Annotated in this window: 17 protein-coding genes; 8 read left to right on the top strand and 9 right to left on the bottom strand. The window is 57.0% G+C overall.

Annotated features, from left to right (window positions below; all coding sequences use genetic code 11):
* Positions 1-155 precede the first annotated feature (155 nt).
* The 6 genes from map to dapE all read left to right on the top strand — a co-directional run bounded on the left by map (position 156) and on the right by dapE (position 7,395).
* On the top strand, positions 156-926 hold the full coding sequence (gene map, locus ACAM27_RS09000; RefSeq protein WP_022991544.1) for a type I methionyl aminopeptidase: 771 nt from the start codon (positions 156-158) through the stop codon (positions 924-926).
* Positions 927-3,572, top strand: a complete 2,646-nt coding sequence (locus tag ACAM27_RS08995; RefSeq protein WP_022991543.1) for a [protein-PII] uridylyltransferase — start codon at positions 927-929, stop codon at positions 3,570-3,572.
* On the top strand, positions 3,569-4,771 hold the full coding sequence (dapC, locus tag ACAM27_RS08990) for a succinyldiaminopimelate transaminase (RefSeq protein WP_022991542.1): 1,203 nt from the start codon (positions 3,569-3,571) through the stop codon (positions 4,769-4,771). Before ACAM27_RS08995 ends, dapC begins: the two co-directional genes overlap by 4 nt.
* Positions 4,768-5,109: an ArsC family reductase gene (locus tag ACAM27_RS08985; RefSeq protein WP_022991541.1), complete on the top strand. Its 342-nt coding sequence runs from the start codon at positions 4,768-4,770 to the stop codon at positions 5,107-5,109. Before dapC ends, ACAM27_RS08985 begins: the two co-directional genes overlap by 4 nt.
* Positions 5,110-5,149: 40 nt before the next feature.
* Positions 5,150-6,178 carry a 2,3,4,5-tetrahydropyridine-2,6-dicarboxylate N-succinyltransferase gene (gene dapD / locus ACAM27_RS08980; protein ID WP_022991540.1) on the top strand — a complete coding sequence of 343 codons (1,029 nt, stop codon included), beginning with the start codon at positions 5,150-5,152 and terminating at the stop codon, positions 6,176-6,178.
* A gap of 86 nt (positions 6,179-6,264) precedes the next feature.
* Positions 6,265-7,395: a succinyl-diaminopimelate desuccinylase gene (gene dapE, locus ACAM27_RS08975; RefSeq protein ID WP_022991539.1), complete on the top strand. Its 1,131-nt coding sequence runs from the start codon at positions 6,265-6,267 to the stop codon at positions 7,393-7,395.
* 34 nt (positions 7,396-7,429) lie between these two features.
* Here the strand turns inward: dapE and ACAM27_RS08970 are convergent, their stop codons facing one another.
* Entirely contained in the window at positions 7,430-7,648 is a 219-nt protein-coding gene (locus ACAM27_RS08970; protein WP_369611811.1) for a SlyX family protein, read from the bottom strand.
* Between the two features lie 168 nt (positions 7,649-7,816).
* Between ACAM27_RS08970 and ACAM27_RS08965 the strand changes: the two genes are divergently transcribed.
* On the top strand, positions 7,817-8,356 hold the full coding sequence (locus tag ACAM27_RS08965; RefSeq protein WP_011786015.1) for a cold-shock protein: 540 nt from the start codon (positions 7,817-7,819) through the stop codon (positions 8,354-8,356).
* Between the two features lie 78 nt (positions 8,357-8,434).
* Here the strand turns inward: ACAM27_RS08965 and ACAM27_RS08960 are convergent, their stop codons facing one another.
* From ACAM27_RS08960 to ACAM27_RS08950, 3 genes are all read right to left on the bottom strand, one after another.
* On the bottom strand, positions 8,435-8,809 hold the full coding sequence (locus tag ACAM27_RS08960; protein ID WP_011786016.1) for a hypothetical protein: 375 nt from the start codon (positions 8,807-8,809) through the stop codon (positions 8,435-8,437).
* A complete protein-coding gene (locus ACAM27_RS08955) occupies positions 8,781-10,184 on the bottom strand; it encodes a hypothetical protein (protein WP_022991538.1) in 1,404 nt (467 codons plus the stop codon). Before ACAM27_RS08955 ends, ACAM27_RS08960 begins: the two co-directional genes overlap by 29 nt.
* 133 nt (positions 10,185-10,317) lie before the next feature.
* Positions 10,318-11,229 (bottom strand): DUF1853 family protein, encoded by a 912-nt coding sequence (locus ACAM27_RS08950; RefSeq protein ID WP_022991537.1) that lies wholly within the window; start codon positions 11,227-11,229, stop codon positions 10,318-10,320.
* A 64-nt stretch (positions 11,230-11,293) separates the two neighbouring features.
* On the opposite strand from ACAM27_RS08950, the gene ACAM27_RS08945 reads away from it, so the two are divergent.
* Positions 11,294-11,734, top strand: a complete 441-nt coding sequence (locus tag ACAM27_RS08945; RefSeq protein WP_022991536.1) for a VOC family protein — start codon at positions 11,294-11,296, stop codon at positions 11,732-11,734.
* A gap of 63 nt (positions 11,735-11,797) precedes the next feature.
* Here the strand turns inward: ACAM27_RS08945 and ACAM27_RS08940 are convergent, their stop codons facing one another.
* The 5 genes from ACAM27_RS08940 to ACAM27_RS08920 all read right to left on the bottom strand — a co-directional run bounded on the left by ACAM27_RS08940 (position 11,798) and on the right by ACAM27_RS08920 (position 21,380).
* Positions 11,798-12,868 (bottom strand): hypothetical protein, encoded by a 1,071-nt coding sequence (locus ACAM27_RS08940; RefSeq protein ID WP_081699713.1) that lies wholly within the window; start codon positions 12,866-12,868, stop codon positions 11,798-11,800.
* On the bottom strand, positions 12,865-16,188 hold the full coding sequence (locus ACAM27_RS08935) for a hypothetical protein (RefSeq protein WP_022991534.1): 3,324 nt from the start codon (positions 16,186-16,188) through the stop codon (positions 12,865-12,867). The genes ACAM27_RS08940 and ACAM27_RS08935 overlap by 4 nt, the downstream gene beginning before the upstream one ends.
* A complete protein-coding gene (locus ACAM27_RS08930; RefSeq protein WP_369611810.1) occupies positions 16,185-18,305 on the bottom strand; it encodes a type VI secretion system Vgr family protein in 2,121 nt (706 codons plus the stop codon). The genes ACAM27_RS08935 and ACAM27_RS08930 overlap by 4 nt, the downstream gene beginning before the upstream one ends.
* A 118-nt stretch (positions 18,306-18,423) precedes the next feature.
* Positions 18,424-20,160, bottom strand: a complete 1,737-nt coding sequence (locus ACAM27_RS08925) for an alpha-amylase family glycosyl hydrolase (protein ID WP_369611809.1) — start codon at positions 20,158-20,160, stop codon at positions 18,424-18,426.
* Entirely contained in the window at positions 20,157-21,380 is a 1,224-nt protein-coding gene (locus tag ACAM27_RS08920) for a glycosyl transferase (RefSeq protein ID WP_022992716.1), read from the bottom strand. The genes ACAM27_RS08925 and ACAM27_RS08920 overlap by 4 nt, the downstream gene beginning before the upstream one ends.
* Between the last annotated feature and the right edge of the window lie 12 nt (positions 21,381-21,392).

Genomic DNA, 21,392 nt, shown 5'->3' with positions numbered 1-21,392 from the left:
ATTCGTTTCCGGCGGGCGCGTTTATACCATATCTGCCAGGCCAAACGCCATTATTTTTAGCCCCGGGCTATGGCCAGCATAGCCTGCTCCCCGCCTTGTACCTTATGTCGCCGCCCCTTAAAATGCCGGTTTGATACAAATCAACAGGAAGCCCGATGCAGGTAACTATCAAGACCCCCGAAGAGATTGAAAAGATGCGCGTGGCCGGTCGCCTGGCTGCCGAAGTTCTGGAAATGCTCGACGAACATGTCAAACCCGGCATCACCACGGAAGAGCTGGATCGCATTGCGCACGACTATATCGTCAACACACAGCAGGCAATCCCCGCTCCCCTGAACTACAAGGGCTTCCCCAAGTCTATCTGCACATCCGTCAACCACGTAATCTGTCACGGCATCCCGTCCGAGAAGAAGGTGCTGAAAGAAGGCGACATCATCAATATCGATGTCACCGTCATCAAAGACAGTTACCACGGCGACACCAGCAAGATGTGGATTGTGGGTAAGCCCAAGCCCGGCACCGAACGCCTGATCCAGATCACCCAGGAGTGCCTGTATAAAGGCATTGAACTGGTGAAGCCCGGAACCCGCCTGGGTGATATTGGCCACGTAATACAGCAGCATGCCGAGAAACACCGTTACTCCGTTGTCAGAGACTATTGCGGCCACGGCATTGGCAAAGTGTTTCATGAGGAGCCTCAGGTAATGCACTACGGCAAGCCCGGCACCGGCATGGAACTCAAAGAAGGCATGACCTTTACCATCGAGCCGATGATCAACCAGGGCAAATACCAGACCAAGCTACTGGCAGATGGCTGGACGGTGGTCACCAAGGATCACAAACTGTCGGCACAGTGGGAGCACACCATTCTGGTAACTGCGGATGGCTATGAGGTGCTGACCCGCCGATCGGAAGAGTCATTCTAAGTGGACCGAAGCGAGCTGGAATCCCGAATCAGTAACGACACCTCACCGGTGTTTGCCGCACGCGAACTGTTGCGGGAAAGTTATAACGCTGATGCCGAGGCATTTCAGCAAGGTGCCGATGTCCGCGCCCTGGTTCTTGCCAGGGCCAACACCATCGACAAGGTACTCCGGCTGATCTGGAACCGATACCCGTTCTCCCGCTCCGCAGACATTGCACTGGTGGCCGTGGGGGGGTATGGCCGGGGCGAGCTGCACCCTCATTCCGATATTGACCTGCTGATCCTGACCCGCAATGGCATAGAAGAGGACTGGCAGGAAGACCTGGGAGCGTTTGTCACCCTGCTTTGGGACCTCAAACTGGATATTGGCCACAGCGTTCGCAGCCTGGCGGAATCCATTCAGGCCGCCCGGGAAGACATCACCATTCTGACCAACCTGCTGGAAACACGCACGATCGCAGGCCCGGATGGTTTACGGGCCGAACTCAGTGAGATGGTGTATTCGGACGACGTCAGCTCCGATCGGGACTACTTCCTCGCCAAACGTGAAGAGCAGCAGCAACGTCACAAGAAGTACGGCGACACGGAGTACAATCTGGAGCCCAACGTCAAAGGCTCTCCTGGCGCCCTTCGGGATATCCAGACCATCGGCTGGATCACCAAGCGCCATTTCGGCCTGCAGAATATTGCCGACCTCACCCGCTTCAGCATCCTGACCGAAGAAGAGCACCAGATTCTGTACCAGGGGGAGACCTTCCTCTGGCGGCTCCGATTTGGCCTTCAACTGCTGGCCGACCGCAATGAAAATCGACTGTTATTTGACCACCAGCGCGCCCTGGCACAAATGCTCGGTTACCAGGACGAAGGTAAACGTCTGGGCGTAGAGCTGATGATGCAGCAGTACTACCGCACTGTGCTTGCACTGGCGGAGCTGGCCGACGTGATCCTGCAGTATTATGACGAAGCCATCATTGGCAGCGGCGGCGAAGATGAAATCCGCCCCCTGAACAAACGTTTCCAGGTTCGCAACCTTTACATTGAAGCGGTGAACAATCAGGTGTTCGCCTACGCCCCGTACGCGATCATGGAAATCTTCGTGCTGATGGCGCAACACCCGGAGATCAAAGGTATCCGGGCCACCACGATTCGCTCACTCCGGGCCCACAGGCATCTGATTGATGACGCGTTCCGGTCTGACCTGGCCGTCACCACGCTGTTTATGGAGCTGCTACGCACGCCCCACGCCCTGGACCAGACCCTGTCGGCCATGAAGAAGTACAACGTGCTGGGCCGCTACCTGCCGGAGTTCGGCCAGATCATCGGGCAGATGCAACACGACCTTTTCCATATCTATACGGTAGACGCCCACACCATGCGGGTGATCCGCAATATGGTGAGGCTCAACAGCACCGAGGCCCGAACCGAATACCCCCTGGCCTCCCGTCTGATACACCGGCTACCCAAACTGGAAACCCTGTTTATTGCCGGCCTCTACCACGACGTGGCGAAAGGCCGGGGCGGCGACCATTCCGAGCTTGGCGCCATTGATGCCGAAGCCTTTTGCGAGCGGCACCATCTCAGTGAACGGGACACCCAACTGGTGTCCTGGCTGGTGGAAAACCACCTGTTGATGTCGATGACCGCGCAGCGCAAGGATATTTCCGACCCGGACATCATTCAGGCCTTTGCCCGCGCGGTACCCAGCCTCGCCCACCTGGACTATCTCTACATCCTCACGGTTTGCGATATCAGTGCCACCAATCCCAAACTGTGGAACACCTGGCGCGCGTCGTTGTTGCGCCAGCTTTATATAGAAACCAAACGGGCGCTGCGCCGCGGCACTGACAATCCGGTAGACCGGCAGTCCTGGATCCGGGCCACCCAGGAGGAAGCCAGGGAAATCCTCCACGCCCAGAATATGACCGATGAACAGATCGACCATATCTGGAATACCGTGGACGACGAATACTTCCTGCAGGATTCCACTGTGGATATCGCCTGGCAAACAGCCGCCATCATTCGCCACGGCGACAACCCGGATCCTCTGGTGCTGATCCGGGACACCCGGGGTGGCCCGACTGACGGCTATTCCCAGATCATCATCTACATGAAAGATCGCGTCGCCCTGTTTGCCGCCACCACCGCTGTTCTGGAACAGCTGAACCTGAACATTGTGGATGCCCGCATCAATTCCACCGAAGGCCCCTATTCCATCAGCTCCTATGTGGTTCTGGATGACAAGGGGCAGCCGCTGGGTATCGACCCGGCCCGGAAGGAGCGCGTACGCAAGCGACTGATTGAAGAACTGGACGACCCGGAAGACTATCCGGACATCATCCATCGCAGAACGCCAAGGCAGTTGAAACACTTTGCGTTCCCGACCGAGGTGACCTTCTCCAACGACACCATCAATCAGCGCACGGTGATGGAACTGATCACGCCGGACCGCCCCGGTCTGCTGGCGAGGATTGGCCAGGTGTTGCTGGAACACCGTGTGCGGCTGACCAACGCCAAGATTGCCACTCTGGGAGAGCGGGTTGAAGACGTGTTCTTCATCACCGACGAACAGGGCGAACCCCTGCGCGACCCGGGCGTGTGCCAGGCCCTGCAACAGGACCTCTGTAAAATGCTGGACGAGATTCAATGAACCCCAATCTGGAAAGACTTCACCCCTATCCCTTCGAGAAACTGGCCAAACTGAAGGCCGGCATTTCGGTGCCAGAACATCTGGCGCCCATCTCCCTGGGAATTGGTGAGCCCAAGCACCCATCGCCAGCCTTCGTAAAGGACGTTATTGCCGATAATCTGGATAAACTGGCGAATTACCCCACGACCAAAGGCACGGACGAACTTCGTAGCGCGATTGCCGCATGGGCAACCCACCGGTTTGATCTTGCACCGGCGTCATTGGATCCGAACCGCCACGTGGTGCCCGTAAACGGAACCCGCGAAGCCATCTTCGCCCTGGTTCAGGCGGTTGTGGATGCTGGCAAACCCGCCACCGTGGTCAGCCCCAATCCTTTCTATCAGATCTACGAAGGCGCAGCCTTCCTGGCCGGCGCCACACCGGTTTATCTGCCCTGCGATGGCGGCAATGGCTTCATCCCGGACTTCGACGCCGTGCCCGAGTCGGTCTGGGAGAACTGCCAGATCCTGTTCCTGTGCTCGCCCGGCAATCCGAGTGGAGCGGTGATTCCGAGGGAAACCCTGGTAAAAGTGATTGAACTGGCTGACCGGCACGATTTCCTGATTGCCTCGGACGAGTGCTATTCAGAGCTCTACCCGGACGAAGCCAACCCGCCGGAAGGCTTGCTGCAAACCTGCGCCGCCATCGACCGCCACGATTTCAAGCGCTGTGTGGTGTTCCACAGCCTGTCCAAACGCAGCAACCTGCCGGGCCTGCGGTCCGGTTTTGTGGCCGGCGACGCCGAGGTACTGGCCGGCTACCTGAAATACCGCACCTACCATGGCTGTGCCATGCCTATACATAATCAGCTGGCCAGTATCGCCGCCTGGAACGATGAAGACCATGTGCGCGAAAACCGCGCCGCCTACCGGGCCAAGTTCGAGGCAGTCGTGCCCATTCTGCGCGAAGTGATGAACGTCGACTTCCCGGATGCCGGCTTCTACCTCTGGCCGGAGACGCCCATGGACGACGAAACATTCGCCCGGGAGCTGTCCGCCCGACAGAACGTACACGTATTGCCGGGCCGATATCTGTCGCGCACGGTAAACGGCCACAACCCGGGTGAAAACCGCGTGCGCATGGCGCTGGTGGCTCCCCTGGAGGAATGCGTTGAGGCCGCGAAACGTATCGTTGAGTTCGTAAAAGGTTTTAAACAATGAAGATATATGGCATCCGCAACTGCGACACCGTCAAAAAGGCCCGGAAGTGGCTGGATGAACACGGCGTGGACTATGAGTTCCATGATTTCAAGAAAGACGGCCTGAGCAGCGAGAAGCTCAGCCAGTGGGAGCAGGCCGTTGGCTGGGAAACGCTCCTGAACAAACGCGGGACCACCTGGCGAAAACTTCCCGACGAGGTTCGTGATACCATTAGCGCCCAAAGTGCCCACCAGATCATGCTGGACAACCCCTCCATCATCAAACGCCCTGTCGTCGAGCGCGGAGACGGCGTAAGCGTGGGGTTCAACGCAGACGACTGGTCTGCGTGGCTGGGCTGAATTTTTCTGACTATTTAATGACAACAGGAGCAACCACCAGATGAGTTTTGCATTCGGTATCGGAATCGGCACCCAGAACAACCAGGGCGAATGGCTGGAGGTGTACTACCAGCAGCCGATCATGACACCCGACAGAGACCTGATCGACGTGGTTGAGTCTGCGCTGGACTATAAGGGTGGCAACCAGGCCATCAGCGTGAAAGCAGAACAACTGGCACAGTTTGCCAACGCCCTTCGCCAACTGGGCCGGACAGACCAGGCCAAACTGGCCGAGAAAGCGGCTGAGAGCAAGCGCCCCGTGGTAGTCACCGTACTGGCAACGGACGATACCGCTTCCAGCACGCCGGAGGTGTACCTGAAACTGCACCTGATCTCACACCGCCTGGCCAAGCCCCACAGCCTGAAGCTGGACGGCATTTTTGGCCTGCTGCCCAACCTGGCCTGGACCAACGAAGGCGCCATTGACCTGAATGAACTGCCGGAGCGGCAACTGCAGGCACGCCTGGATGGCCGTATTCTGGAAGTGAAGTCGGTCGACAAATTCCCGCAGATGACGGATTACGTAGTGCCCAAGGGTGTACGTATTGCCGACACCGCCAGGGTACGTCTGGGGGCCTACGTAGGCGAAGGTACCACCGTCATGCATGAAGGCTTTATCAACTTCAACGCCGGTACCGAAGGCACCAGCATGATCGAAGGGCGCATCTCCGCAGGCGTGATGATCGGTAAAGGCTCCGATCTGGGCGGCGGCTGTTCCACCATGGGCACGCTTTCCGGCGGCGGCAACATCATTATTTCCGTGGGCGAGAACTGCCTGCTGGGCGCCAATGCCGGCATCGGCATCCCGCTGGGCGATCGCTGCACCGTTGAAGCTGGCCTGTACATCACCTCAGGCACCAAGGTGGCCCTGCTGGATGACCACAACAAACTGGTGGAAGTGGTGAAAGCCCGCGATCTGGCCAGCAAAAACGATCTGCTGTTCCGTCGCAACAGCCAGACCGGTGCGGTTGAGTGCAAAACCAACAAGACCGCCATTGAACTGAACGAAGAACTGCACGCCAACAACTAAGGCTGTAGCCCGCCACAGAACCCACCGACACCGGGGGTTCTGTGGTGTTATTCCCTCTACTCTTTCCTTATCGAACAGGTTTCCCTATGTCGCTCTCCCCCACCCTGGAACTTGCCAAGGACCTTATCCGCCGCCAATCCGTAACGCCGGACGACGCGGGCTGCCAGGAACTCATGATGTCACGCCTGGCGCCGCTCGGTTTCAGTGGGGAAAACCTGCGCTTTGGCGAAACCGACAACCTGTGGGCAAGAAAGGGCAACAATGGGCCGGTTCTGGCATTTGCCGGCCACACCGACGTGGTACCCACCGGCCCTGAGAAAAACTGGGCGCAACCGCCGTTTGACCCGATCATCAAGGACGGCTACCTGCACGGTCGGGGCGCAGCGGACATGAAGGGAAGCCTGGCGGCCTTCATCACCGCCTGTGAACGATTTGTGGCCAACCACCCGAATCATCGGGGCTCGATTGCCCTGCTGATCACCAGCGATGAGGAAGGCCCGGCCCAGGATGGCACCGTAAAAGTGGTGGAAACCCTCGAAGCCCGCAATGAGAAAATGGACTGGTGCCTGATTGGCGAACCGTCCAGCACCCACCAGGTAGGGGATGTCATCAAGAATGGCCGGCGCGGCTCCCTTCACGGATACCTCACCGTTCACGGCGTTCAGGGCCACGTGGCCTACCCGCATCTGGCCGAGAATGCCGTCCACAACGTTGCACCGGCACTGGACGCGTTGGCCAAGGAATTCTGGGACAACGGCAACGACTTCTTCCCGCCTACCACCTTCCAGATAACTCGTGTCGAGGCCGGCGTCGGCAGCAATATTGTGCCCGGGGAGTGCCTGGTGCACTTCAACTTCCGTTACTGCACCGAGAACACCGCGGAAAGCCTGGAAGAGAGAGTGGTAGCTATCCTGGACCGGCACAACCTGAAATACGATCTGCAATGGCACCTCAGTGGCCGGCCATTCCTGACCGACAAAGGCGCGCTGGTATCAGCCGCACAGAATGCCATTCGAACCGTGACTGGCCGTGAAACAGAACTGTCTACGTCCGGCGGCACCTCAGACGGTCGCTTCATTGCGCCCACCGGTGCCCAGGTGGTCGAACTCGGCCCGATCAACGCCACCATTCACAAAGTGGACGAGTGTGTGAAGGCTGAGGATCTGGACACGCTGTCCGAGATCTACGAACAGATCCTGGTCGAGCTGCTGGCATAAAGAATCGAACCAGAGGCTCACAATGAGCCTCTGATCAATAATGCGGCGGGGGTGTTTCCTCTTCTTCCCGCCGGATATTGGACGGCGAGATATCCCTGAGTTGCTTGTGCAGCATTTTCTTGGCGTCCCACAGTTCCCGAATGTCCATCTCCTGCTTGGCGACCTGATCACTCAACGTGTTGATCAGCTCATCCTGGAACGCAAGTCGCATTTCCAGTTCTGCCAGTCGTTCTTCCAGGGAGTTTTTGCTCATGAGGTTTGGTCAGCCCTTTCTGTAATCTGGTATCATGCCGCCTTTTACCGCCTGCGCCCGGGATAATCAGTTTTCCCGGGGTTGGCGGCGTTCACCGGCCAGACATGCCATGTTACCCGATGTCCGGCTTTTTATCGTCAGTGTTAAACCATGGAGAATAACCAACCAATGCGTAATCCAGCCAAAGCGATCCTTGTTGCCATTCTGATCGCGATTCCGGCACCGTTTGTACTCGGCCTTCTGCTTACCACCACTCCGGAACCCCTGAAAATCCTGGCGTTGGGCCAGGGCCTGGAAGCTCTGGGCAGCCAGGGTGGCATAGCGGCCTATCTGTTCGCGTTTGTTGTCTTTGCCGTTGCCGCCTTTGTTGCGATTGCACTCGCCGGCAAGCAGCCTGCCGCCAGGAACTCAGCCGCGCGCAAGGCAGCACCTCGCAGTGCCCAGCCCAGCAATCAGTATGACGACGACGAAGACGATTTTGACGACAGCACTCCGGAAGGTAACGAGGAAGGCACCGTCAAGTGGTTCAACGTCAAGAAAGGCTTCGGCTTTATCGTTCGTGACAGTGGCGACGAGATCTTTGTGCACTTCCGCGCCATCCGTGGCCGTGGTCGCCGCGTGCTTCGCCAGGGCCAACTGGTGCGCTTCAACGTGGTTGAGGCAGACAAAGGCCTGCAGGCAGACAACGTGTCTATCCTGAGCGACTGAGACAGCTCCCGCACGCGCCAATAAAAAAGCAGCCTCTCGGGGCTGCTTTTTTGTTTCAAGCCGAAAACCTTGTGACTGTCAGTTCCAGACCACCAACTGCTCGCCGCGATGATCCAGCCGCCACCACTTATCGTCCTCCACCGGGTCCCCTTCTTTCCAGTCTCCCGGGCTGCAGCGGATTTCAGTATCCATTGCCCGCCAGGCACTACGAGCGCAATCCAGGTCGCTGTTCCAGGGCAGCTCATCGCCTTCCATCACCAGTGAAGTGAAACGCTTGCCGAAAGCGCCCGGATACAGCGTGATGCGCACCCGCGCGCCGCTATACCTGGCCATGCCCTTCACCACGGAACTGACGTCGGTATCGTCCAACTGTAATTCGTCCAGTTGGCCTTCCAGCCAGTTGGAGACCGCGGCCGGTTCAAGGTCACGAATGTAGATTTCCAGATCCTGCACCCAAGGATTCTCCCTGCAGTTGTTCGCAATGTCGCACATAGTGAACCGGCCCGGGCCTCGCTGCAACCCATCGCTCCAGTTCCTCGCGCAGATCGTCCACCAGCAATCGTCGGAGCGTGCCGGCCCGCTTGCGCTCGTGCCAGAGAACATCCGCCGCCGCCTGTTCAATCATCAGGACCTCCGCCTTCTGCTCCGGGAGATGGCAATCTTCTCCCCGCGCCAGTGCAACCAGCGACTGCCGGTGCCACACCTCTTTTTCGCCTTCCAGTGCCGCTGCCGACACCGAGCCACGACTGGCAAACAAATCCAGCCGGGCGGCGGCTCGCCGTACCCACTGCAGCATACCACCAGGAGTGCTGACACAGCTGCTTTGTCGGGAAGCCGCATATTCGAGAGCCGCCTGGGAAACCTGGATATTCCAACGCTTTTCGGTTGCCGGTTGATGTGCGGTGAGTACCGCCCTCCGCTGACGGACGCTCACTGGAGGCAACTCCAGAACCTCAGGTTCACGTCCCAGCAACTGCCCCAACCGAACGACACCGCTGGAATCCGTCATCGAATCACGACCAATCAGCAGGATTGGCCCAGACCAGCCAGAAACCAGATCCCGGATCAGCCCCAGCGGCTCGGCTATCAATGTCAGCAAATCGGCGGGGCTGACATTGTCCAATACCAGTGCAGGCCAATGCTCAGAGGAGGAATCAGCTGACGGTAAAACCGGTTGATCGCAGGCCAGCACTTCGGACTCCCGGCGAGGATCAACCTGAACCCAGGCCAGGCCGGGAGTGCTCAGGAGCGAGTGCAGCCAGGCCGACTTGCCGGCCCCCCTGGGGCCCCGAACCCAAATCAATGCTTCGGGATTGGCCGCCAGGGCAACCGCAACATCTTCCGCCAGCGCGAGCCATGCTGGCTCCGCAATCGATACCGGCGCAACGAAACGGGCATCGGAAGTGGGCACAGGTACGTCATGTGCCGAGGGCCAGCAGGTCACAAGCTCGAGTACAGCCACATAGGCCTTATCCTGAAGCCGCTCACATTGGGACGTCAGGGCTTTCAGAAGCACCGGCCAATCGAGCCAGGGGACCTCTGCCGACTCGCGGGCGGAGGCAATCCAATAGATCAACTGGGAGGACAGATCACCGTCTCCGACCACCTCGGTCACGATGGGCTGTTCACCCTGAATGGTGCGAACGAGTTCGTCCAGATCGATACTCTGGCGTTGCAAAAACGGGGGAATCGCGGGGATGGCATCGAGCAATGCCAGCAGAAAATCTTCGGCAGTAATCACAGAACCGCCCCGGCGCCCAACACTTTCTCGGGCCATCAACAGCGCGGTCTGACACTCCGGAGACAGACATCCTTGCCAATCTTCCATCGGGGCATCTCCTTCCTTGGCTTACGGGCATCGTCCTGATGCCACCTGAACAGCCCGGAATTCTAGAACCGTGTCACGAATGTGACAACGACCAACGCCCGTTTCTGTGAACCGAACAGCCCCTACAATGGTCTTAGGCGCCTGCACCCGGCCACTGGGGCGGCATAACGAACACCCGACTGTCCTCTACCCAGCGATCGGATTCCGGCCGCCTGTTCAAAACGGCAAACAACTGGGGTATCCCGGCGCTCTCCACCCGATCAAGCGCCGCCCTCGCCAATGCTGTATCCGGCGCAGCCGATTGAGTCCAGGGGCCGATCCAGTCCGGCTTGAACAGGGGCACCCAGCCAGAGATATTCTCCTGCCGGGCCTGATCAAGCCTCATCCAGTGACCTTTCAGATGCTTCCTCGGCACCTGTGCCGGGGCCTCAGGTAGCGTTTGAGCAATCGGATAGAACAGATAGCCTGGCATGAAAATTCGTGGCGTTACCGTTTCGCAGACGCCAACACTGGCCAGCAAGCCCTGGGCTTCTGGTCGCTGGCACAAGCGGCTTTGGTGATTCAGCAGGCGCTCAGTCTTCAGATCCAGCCGATCCCGGGCATTGGGTCCGTACCACCGGACCTGATTTGCCTCGGTTACGAAGCCGAGATAGAACTTGATGGCAATTTCGTGGTGCTCCAGTTGGCCGGAGCTCCGGTTGCGAACCAGAAAATCCAGCTCACCCAGCGTTCGCCCCTCGGCCTGAACCTGCTGATTCTGCAGTACAATGTCCCAACCCAACAGATCCCGCAGTAACAACTCGTACAGGCGCTCGAAATAGTGGCCAAGCCGACCCTCCGGCGTTTCCGTCAACCGCGCAGGCAGGGTATCAGGGTTCCGCTCCCACCGTTTCAACGTCTCCAGGAATTCGGGGGGCAGATGGGCGGCAGGATCGAAACTGAGCTCATGTTTTAACAACTGAGGCGACAGACACAACCAGGCCAGATGCCGGACCGCTGGCAACTCAAATGCCAGCAACGTCTCGGTAATCTCGTTTTTAGTCATAGCCGAAGAATACCGTAAACTGTGGCGTATACAATTCAGAACCTGACCAGCCAAGGAGCACCTTATGCAATACCTGCACACCATGATCCGGGTGAGCAACCTGGACGACACGCTGCACTTCTTCTGCGATTTGCTGGGCATGGTAGAAATCAGCCGGAAGAGTAACGAAAAAGGCCGCTTCACCCTGGTGTTCCTTGCCGCTCCGGATGACGAAGCCCGGGCCCGGGAAGACAAGGCGCCCATGATCGAACTGACCTACAACTGGGACCCAGAGGAATACACAGGCGGCCGCAACTTCGGCCATCTGGCCTACCGGGTGGACGATATCTACGCCCTGTGCGAGAAACTCCAGGCCAACGGCGTCACCATCAATCGCCCACCCCGGGATGGCCATATGGCGTTCATCAAGACGCCGGACGGGATCTCCATTGAGTTGCTACAGAAAGGCGATGCGCTGCCGGCTCGGGAGCCTTGGGCGAGTATGGAGAATGTGGGGAGTTGGTAAAGCAACTTCGATTCTGTAATGGCGCCGGTTTTCGGTCCAGCCATTACAGAATCGAGCGTGTTATCAAATCGGCCATGCATCGGCTGGACGTAGCTCTCGGTATTCCGCCATCGAGATCTTGCCGAGTTGCGGCGTAAGCCGGCACTTGCGCTTATTCCAGGGATATTCCTCCTGCCGCTTCAGCCATTCCTTGCCCTCTCCTTCCTTCCAGGCTTCCAAATCCAGATCGCGCCAGAAGCGAGGGTTACGACCGCTGCGCAGGTCGTGTTCAGCGGTGACAGGATCCAGGTGTCGGAATGGTTCCAGCCGTGGTACATCTGGCAGGGGCTGCGTCACATCCATGTAGGTCTGAAGTACATCCCAAAGTGCCAGGACCTCTGATTTGCTGGATTCGATGGTACTGAAAGCCGTTTTATGGAATGACTTCTGTGTATAGCGATGCACAAAAATGAGCCGATAGAACACACCGCTTTGCTGGATCACCCGATCCACATAAGCATCGAATTCCACAAACGGGGCTTCGAAAAACCGGCCTCGCCCGAGAGCCAGGCGAACCAGCCCGGTGGCTCGGTTGAACTCACTACAACCGTCCTCGAGAGTGTCGTCCAGTTTCTTGTTGATCGCTTTTTCAAAGGGCTTGAGCACAAACCCCATGCCGGTGCTCATGATCCAGTTAGTGGTAACCGGAGTTACCCAAATCGCAAACGCAAACCACATTAGCGAAAGAAGCCCACCAATAAAGACCAGAATCTCGGATGCAATATCTAAGTTGTTATTTGCCTCAATAATTCCCCAACCGACTAACGCTATACCGCTGAACCATAGGAAAAAAACCCATATGACCGGCAATGCAAGGACTAAAACCTTGAGTCCCAATTTGTCATTCAAAAATCGAATCCTTTGGTGGTCCCACCACCAATCTTTGGACTCGAACTCGGGATCTGTCTTTTCGTGATCCTGTAGCGCTTCAACATCTTCAATTGTCCCGAAATAGGGAATAATGCCGGCATAGGTACCGACAGGCTGAAGATCCTCGCCGATGCGCATTCGGTCTTTGGGTGAAGGTGGCAGTGGTCCAACATCCGTTGCTCTAAAGGCCGCATCTGCCAGACGACGCATATGTTGTTCAGTCATACGTTGACCTCAGTGAAGTACCAATACGGAGCTTTTGGCTGATCATATGGATTCATGAGCATCCGCTTCTTCGGGGGAGGCTGCTCGTGTCGCGCCAAATCGAAAGGTTCGTAATCCTCAAACACCGGCGCAGGAAAAACCAGCGGCCCCAATTCTGTGTTCAGAGTAGCTTGCAACCCCACCCTCACCCGCACTTTAACGGATTCCTGATAATAAAGGCTTTGGTACTCACTGTCCTGAATCTCACGCCTGACCAGGAAACGAACGGCTGATTGCTGTGGAATCGACTGTCGGGCTGTCACCTTAGTGAGCGGGGTGGTTTTGAGCATCTGAGTGCTCGTTCTTGATTCCGTAAGACCTTTCACCGAAACGGTGGTAGTGGATGATAGATACGCAACCTCTTGGACTACCAACCTGAATGGACTGGCAGGCAACCCCGCCTCACATTCCTGATGCAACTTGATGCGGCTAACCAATGGAAATTGGAACGTGATGACGTAATCATCTGGCCTGGGCATATAATCAGGATGGCCTAATGCGGGATCGGGTTCTACGTCTGCATATCGCTGAGCCGTTACGTGAATTGGCGAGAGCAGAGAAAGCAACTGGCTGTAATAGGCCTTGTGGTCCATACCGGGTAGAGAATGATCGGGATGAGTCCCCCAAGGACCACGCTTGAGAAGTTGTTCAAACGTATCGTCTGTGACTGACGCGGCATACAGTCCTCCGCCAACAGCCATTGCAAGACCAAAGATGGCCCATCCCCAACCAGGAATCGCCAGCAAGGTATGCATAAGGGGAGATGCTAGCACAAGCAAACTCCCCGTCATTGCGATGGCGTGACCAGTTGCAGCATCAAAGTCCTTGTTCGACAAACTGATGCGCATCTCCCAAAAGCTCAAACCAGCGCCTGCAGCTCCAGCAATGAACGTTGCCAACCCTGCCACCTTAACGAGAGTTGTAGCCTTTAATGCTTTTAACCGATTACCAATCAGCATCCAGTTTTTCATATCAAACAGCGGTCGGGTCGCTATTTGATAGGTTCTAGTGCTAACTCCACCCGATGCGGCTGAAGCCCTCCCCAATACCTCACTGTACTTTAACGAAGCGGCAATTAAGTCTGAACCAGCACCGGCAAATGTCTTTGCTATACCAAAAGCAACGTTGCCGCTCTCAGACTTCAAGGCACGGTTCAGACTATTTAACTCAAGAAAAAGATTAAACGCTGCAAACACGACTATGCCACGGGACACCACTGGCCCATCCACAATACTGTTCGCTCTCTTGGCTAAATCTACCTTCAACAAACTCAACTTACGCACTTCCGGATGATCATCCGGCGCGAAAAATACCATGGAGGAACCCGCAACTTTATGGATAGCCTCTTCTAACGCCTCCGACGCACGCTTGGGGCTGGTGGAAGCCATCAAGTCGTCAGAGTCATCCAGCAAGTCTGCGTAAAGATAATCCTTTGCTCTGGTGAGCATGCCCTCCGTGCGGTCAAAGTCCGTCAGGCCGCGTTCAATCCCGTCGCCAGATACGCCGATGATAAAACCAGACCTCATTGCCCCCGACCTATCCATTAACTTGATACGCCTCAAGCTTGAGTCCACCAGCGCAAAATTAGAATAGGCTCCCTGCATAAGACGGGGCAGTTCAACACTCTCGATAAGGTCTTCTTCCACCAGGCGTTTACCTACGGTAAGAAGCGCAGCACTCCATTCGTTGAGTGACCCGGCTATCATCCCGCTTACTTTGCCTGCATTGGCTACACCTTTAATACCAGACTCTACTTCACCATTTTGCTCACTCAATTGTTTTTCGAGATAGGCCAGAGACTGAAGATTGAGTCGTTTCAACAGCTCGCCATCGATCTCAGCCGTGTCCTTGGCCAACGTTTCCAGTCTCCTGATAAGAGGTTCCGCATCCCCCTCAACAGTTTCCGGTGCCCATTTGCTTAAAAATGAGCCTTCAAGAACCCAGCGACGAAGATCGGATAGAACCTGGCCTCCTTTGTCTACACCCTGAGCCTTAAGCACTCCGGGAATTTGCTGAAGTAGATTGAGTTTATCTGCGACCAGCAGATACCCCTCACAGACCGCAACATCATTGCAAGTTCGATAATCCTCAAGCACCGCATCAAGAGTTCCGCTGCCAAGCATATCTCGCAACTTTTCAAGATGCCGATCAATAATGTCGATAGCTTGTTGCTTCTGGTCGGTTTTTAGCACCTCATCCAGCTTCGATCGATCAATTGCAGATGCATATCTTGCCAACGGGTTCTGACCACGGTGCGATGGGTCGAACACAGCCTGACGGATGAGCATCGCTGAGTGCGCCATCGGATTGTCCTGAATAGAGGCATCGACGGCATCCAGATAGTGGAGAGCCAGATGTAGCTGAGACATAGAGTGACGAAGAGTGAATAAAGGATCATCAAGCGCCAGGCATGCCACACCCTTCTTCTGCCGCAGATCTTTGAGCTGATCCTCACCTGGCTCACAGCTCAGATCAAATGGAGTCTCGAGCAGCCGACCGAGCTTGACACATAGCTCATCCTCACCGGGCCTCTCAAACCCCATTGCGAAGTCACTAGGGTTCTCCAGCATCAACTCAATGCCCAGATCCCTTTCCCGGAGCTCTTCCACATCCTCGACCCGTGAGGCCAAAAAGCCACCACTAAAGCGCAAACCCTCCACACCAGCGGTCGCCCAGGCAGGACCTACACCCGTTGTTCTAGCGTCGCAGGCGAGTTCATCCTGTTCAAGCTGCTCGATATAGGACCAATCCCACTGTACTTCGCTATACGCCATGCGGAAGTCGTGCATGACTGCCTGGCCCTGGAGGAAAACCGGTATCAATAGATCGTCGAGCCAGTCGCCGCTGGATGGCCTGATAACCCGAAGTCCAGAGCCAGGGTCCATCACTTCAGCGCGAACTGCTTCAAGATCCACGTCACTAAAGCGAGATTGCTCGCCGATCTCCAGCTCACGCCACAGTCGGCCTTTGCGAAAAATGTACAAATACCCTGGACGAAGCATTGCCACACCTTTGCCTTGATAGACGGTAACACCGCCACTGTTAACCGGCAGATTACTGGCGATCTCAGCCAGAGGCTTTACTCGAAGTAGGGTATTTTCCTGATAATCGTCCCGTTCAATATTGGATCTTGCATGCTTAAGAAGAGGAACAGATATCTTGCCTCCATCACGCTTGGGGATCGTCAGCACCAGGTCTTTGGGATCTGTATCGTCGTAGTCCGCTCTTCTGAGAATTGAGCGATCCAGAGACTCATCTGAAAAATCCACCGTGTCCGTCATACGCTCTCCCCTCCTTCGCTTCCTTTCACCGCCTCTACTGAATCCCGCTCCAAGTGCCCACCAATCACATCAATAATCAGCTTTCGATCAGAGCCCGGTAACTGTTCAAACTCCGTTTGGTCGGGAGAGGCACCTTTACGCTGACTAACCATTCCCAGTTCAGGAGACCGCTGCATTGCTGCCCGATCTCTATCAAGCACTGCAGGCAGTTCCGGAGCAACTGTATTCTGCCCCGAACCACTCCCCGGGCTGCCCCCGGAATTAATCTTGATCCCCGGCCCACTCAAGGTCACGCCGCTGGGGTCCAGCTTGATAAAACTTCCACCCCCGGAAATTGTCAGCTCTGCCCCGGCATCCAGCACCACCTTGGCACCGGCCTTGTGATGCACTTCGGTGCCGGCTTCTGAGGCCATGGTGCGGGCGGTTTTCTGATGGTAGGTGCCGCCCACGGTCTGGCTGCAGTCTGCGCCAACGGACAGCCGGTTTTCGCCGTCGGTGGTGCAATGGTCCGCCGCTTTGATGTGGCTGAACTGGTGGTTCTCCACCGTCAGGTGGCTGTCGTTCCTGATGACTTCGGTGCGGTTGTTTTCCGTCAGCAGGTCCAGGTCTTTCTGGGCGTGCACGTAGATCTGTTCTTCGCCGGCTTCGTCTTCAAACCGCAGTTCGTTGCTGCCCTCGCCCTTGTGGGTTTTGGTCTTCAGGGTGGTCCGGGTTTTGTGTTCCGGCAGCGCGTACGGCGGTGTATTGGTGGCGTGATAGGTTCTTCCGGTGATGATGGGCTGGTCCGGGTCGCCGTCGAGGAAGGAGACGATGACTTCGTGGCCAATTCTGGGCAGAGCCATAAAGCCGTACTGGCCACCCGCCCAGCCCTGGGCCACGCGCAGCCAGGCGCTTGAGTGTTCGTCGTTCTTGGAGTAGCGGTCCCAAGGGAATCGTACTTTCACCCGGCCATACTGGTCGCAGTGGATTTCTTCACCCTCGGGGCCGGTGACCAGAGCCATCTGGGGGCCGTCCATCACGGGTTTGTGGTTGCACAGCGGGCGCCAGGTTTTGTCGGCCGGGATGGCACTGAAGGTGTTGTGGTAGCTGGTGGGCTCGCTGCCACCCTCTTCTTCCAGGGCCTGGGGCTGTTTGCCGGTGTGGGTAATAGCGGTGAGCAGCCATTCCCGGTTCAGGGTCTGGCTGTCGTGCTCCTGCAGTTCCACTTTGGCGCCGGGGGTGAAGTCCGGGCGGTTGCTTTTGCCGTTGGCCATGGCGGCGTCGTTTCTAAGGGCATCCAGTTTGTTCTGGGTGAACGGCTGGCCGCTGGCGTCGGCTTTGTAGCGGCCGGGATAGTCGTAGTGCTGGTAGTCTTCCCGGTGGTTAACACCGCCGGCACTTTGCTCATGCATCAGGGCGTAGGCGGGGTTCTTGAAGGTGTAGTCCTTCATGGCCACGGAAGCGGCTTTGACCCGTTCTTCGTAGGCGAACTGGAACACGCAGGCTTGCTTTGTGCTGCCACCGGCTTTGGTGTTGCAGGTAACCGGCTCCAGCTTCGGGGCGTCGCCGTGGTGGTCGGCAAGAATCAGTGCCGGTTGTTCTTCACCATCCACGCTGCCGTGCTGGTAGCGGTAGTGCCAGCCTTCTTCGGCGGCCAGGCGTTCCAGGAACTGCAGGTCGGTCTCCCGGTGCTGGACGCAGTATTCCCGTTCTTCCGGTGGGCGTTTGAAGTCGAAGATGGAGCCCACAATGCCCCGCTCTTCGAGCAGGGTACGCACGATCGCGTCGGTGGTCTGGGTCTGGAGGATGCGGCTGTTGTGCATCAGCCCCAGGCGCCACAGGGGTGGCTGGATGACCACTTCGTAGCGGGTGCGGCGGTGGCCGGTGTCGCCCCGCATAAATTCGTTCACCACGCCGGTGAATCGGCGCAGTGGCTGGCCGTCCTGCCACACCACCAGGTCTACCGGCTGTTCCAATACGTCGGCGGCGGCCACATCCGGGTCGGTGCTGGCCAGCTGCAACCGGCCATGGAACAGATCAGACAGCCGTTCGGTCAGCGCGAAGCCGACAACGACAAAGTGGTCCGAGGGGAATTCGCCTACACGGGCGGTGAACTGCAATCCGCTTGCCTGGGGCATGACTTCGATCCCTGAAGATTATGTTGAACTGACTCATCCTGAGCAGTCCCGATTATAACCACCGACTTGCAGAATACAAACCAACCATGCCTCATTCCTGAGGCATTCGCCTTATCGCTCAGCGTCTCTGCTGGTTAGACAACCACACACTCTGATACGGCTTCAGGGTGATTGACCCAGCCAGATCATCCACCTCCATTCCGGAGATCAAGTCTACCCAACGATCCGTTCCAATCAGATTGATATCGCTCAGCGCCACCTGCTGCACCTCGGGACTGATGTTATGGATACAGAACACCGATTGCTCCCGGCGCATGCTCTGGCGCCAGAACCCGAACAACTGCAACCCCAGGTGCAAGGTGAACTGCGTGGCGTTCGGATGGAACGCAGGTTGAGCACGGCGTATAGCAATCAAACGTTTCAGCTCCCGGAATGCCTTGCTGTGGTGGGTCAGTGGATCTGCGAGGGTTTCCTCCAGTTGCGACAACTGCCATTGACTGCGGTTAATGGAGCGCAGGCGCCCGGTATGCTCTACCCGCGCCTGATCGTTCTCCGTGGCCAGCAAGCTGTGAATATAAAAGGCGGGAATGCCCTCGAGAGCCAGCATGATGGTATGCGCACACAGGAATCGCGCGAGCTGCCAGTGGTCGGCACCGCCTTCTGCGGTTCCTTTGAGGGCATCCCAGAGCGCAATGTTCATCTCATAGGGCTGATCCCGCCCGTCGGCCGTCCGACGGTAGGACACCTTACCCCCAAACGACTCCATGGTGTTGATCAGGCGTTGCTTTTCATCTTCGGTCAGCAGGCCATCTGTGGGCCGCAGACCAACGCCGTCGTGGGAAGCGATAAAGTTCAGATAGGTGGTCCCCAGCTGCGCCGGGGGCATACTCATCAGCCAGGTTTTCAGATGTCGGCAATTGCCGGTCACCAGCGTGTTGATCAACAGAGGCGGCAAAGAAAAGTTATAGATGGCATGGGCTTCGTTAGCATTGCCAAAATAAGTCAGGTTCTCCCGGTTGGGTACATTGGTTTCGGTGATCACCACCGCGTCCGGCGTGTGATGTTCAATCAGCAAGCGCAGGATCTTGATCAGCTCGTGGGTTTGCTGCAGGTGAATACACGGCGTGCCCGGCTCTTTCCAGAGAAAGGCCACGGCATCCATACGGAAAATCATCACACCCCGTTCCAGGTATTGGCGGATGATCCCCGCAAACTCCAACAGTACCTGTGGGTTGGCAAAGTTCAGGTCTACCTGATCTTCACTGAAGGTGCACCATACATAGCGCTCGCCGTCGTCGGTCTGCACCGGATTGAGCAGGGGCGACGTACGTGGCCTCACTACCTGGCTGAGGTCGTCTTTCGGGTTGCCTTCAAAGAAATAGTCCTTACCCGGGTCGATGCGCTTCTTATAGTTTTCGAACCACCGGCTGCGGGCCGACATGTGGTTGATCACAAGATCGGACATCAACTTGTAGTCCCGGGCAATGGCCTCAATTTCCGGCCAGCCACCGTGACTCTCATTCACCGCCAGGTAATCCATCACCGAAAAGCCATCATCAGAGCTGAAGGGAAAAAACGGCAGTATGTGCACCGCGGAAACGGAGTCCTTAAGGCAGTCATCCAGGAAGCGCTTGAGCGTCACCAGCGGTTTCTCGTCCGGTTGCTGAAGCGTGTCCGCGTAGGTAATCAGCAACACATCGGTTTCGTCCCAATGGTTCTGGTGGGCCGGTGGGGCGTCGGCATTGGGCGCCAGCCCCATGGTGGCCAGTAACTGCTCCGCCAGAAAGTCGCAATCTACCGAGGGATAGACGACCTCGAGCATACCTTGCAGCTTGCTCTTCAGTGGCTGAGTCATGGCCGATATTCCTGATTGTCCAGTTCAACAGCCTCCAGCAGTTGCTCACGAATGTCCGGAATGGCACTGGTCACCCGGTTCCAGCTGGGGATGAAGGGGGTGTCCATGGGGTTATCCAGGAAGTAGGCGCCGGCGCGCATCACATTCTGGGCAAACAGTTCCACCGCCTTTTCTTCCTTGTGCCGATCAAAACCGAGCCCGTTGATCACGGCGTCGTTCTGATAGGTTTCCACAAAATCCAGAGCAATACGGAAATAGGTCGCTTTGATGGTGCGGAACTTCTCATTGGAGAACACCTCGCCATTGGTGGCCAGCTTTCGGAACAGGGCCTTGGCGATGTCCACACTCATTTTGGACAGCCCTCGGCTGGCATCCTCCGGCGAGAGATCCTGATGCTTGTGATCGTAGACATCAGCAATATCCACCTGGCACAGGCGGTTAGTGGCGTAGTTTCGTTTCATCTCCGAGAGCACACCAATCTCCAGCCCCCAGTCACTGGGAATGCGCAGGTCATTGATCACGTCCGTGCGGAACGAGAATTCTCCGGCCAGGGGATAACGGTAGCTGTCGAGGTAGTCGAGAAAATCGTTCGGGCCGCAGACTTTTTTCAGGGCTCGGATCAGCGGAGTGACCAGCAGACGACTGACCCGACCATTCATTTTGCTGTCGGCGACGCGGGCGTAATAGCCCTTACAGAACATGTAGTTGAATCCAGGGTTGGCCACCGGGTAAATCAACCGTGCCAGCAGGTCCCGCGAGTAGGTCAGGATATCGCAATCATGCAACGCCACCGATTTGCTCACCCCGGAGGCCAGCACATAACCGAAGCAATACCAGACATTCCGTCCCTTGCCCATTTCGGTGGGGGCGAGGCCCTGCTCGCGAAGTTTGAGGTCGATGGCCCGCAAACGCGGCCCATCGTTCCACAGTACCTTGAACGGCTGAGGCAGCTCGGAGAAGTACTCCAATGCGTGCCGGTATTGTGCTTCATCAGCACGATCGAGCCCGATCACGATTTCTTCCAGGTAAGGCACCTTTGCCAGCTCCTGGACAATGTGTTTCAGGGCGGGGCCTTCCAGCTCTGAATACAGCGACGGCAACACCAGTGACATGGGCCGCGCTTTACGGAACTGAAGCAGATCGGCCTCGATGTCTTCTACCGGTCGTCGCACAAGATTGTGCAGGGTCGTTACTATGCCATTCTGGTAAAAGTCGCCCATGGCGCCTCTCCT

The organism is Marinobacter sp. RI1, assembly GCF_041155085.1.
Taxonomy (GTDB): Bacteria; Pseudomonadota; Gammaproteobacteria; order Pseudomonadales; family Oleiphilaceae; genus Marinobacter; species Marinobacter nauticus.
This window is presented reverse-complemented; position numbering and strand designations above follow the sequence as displayed.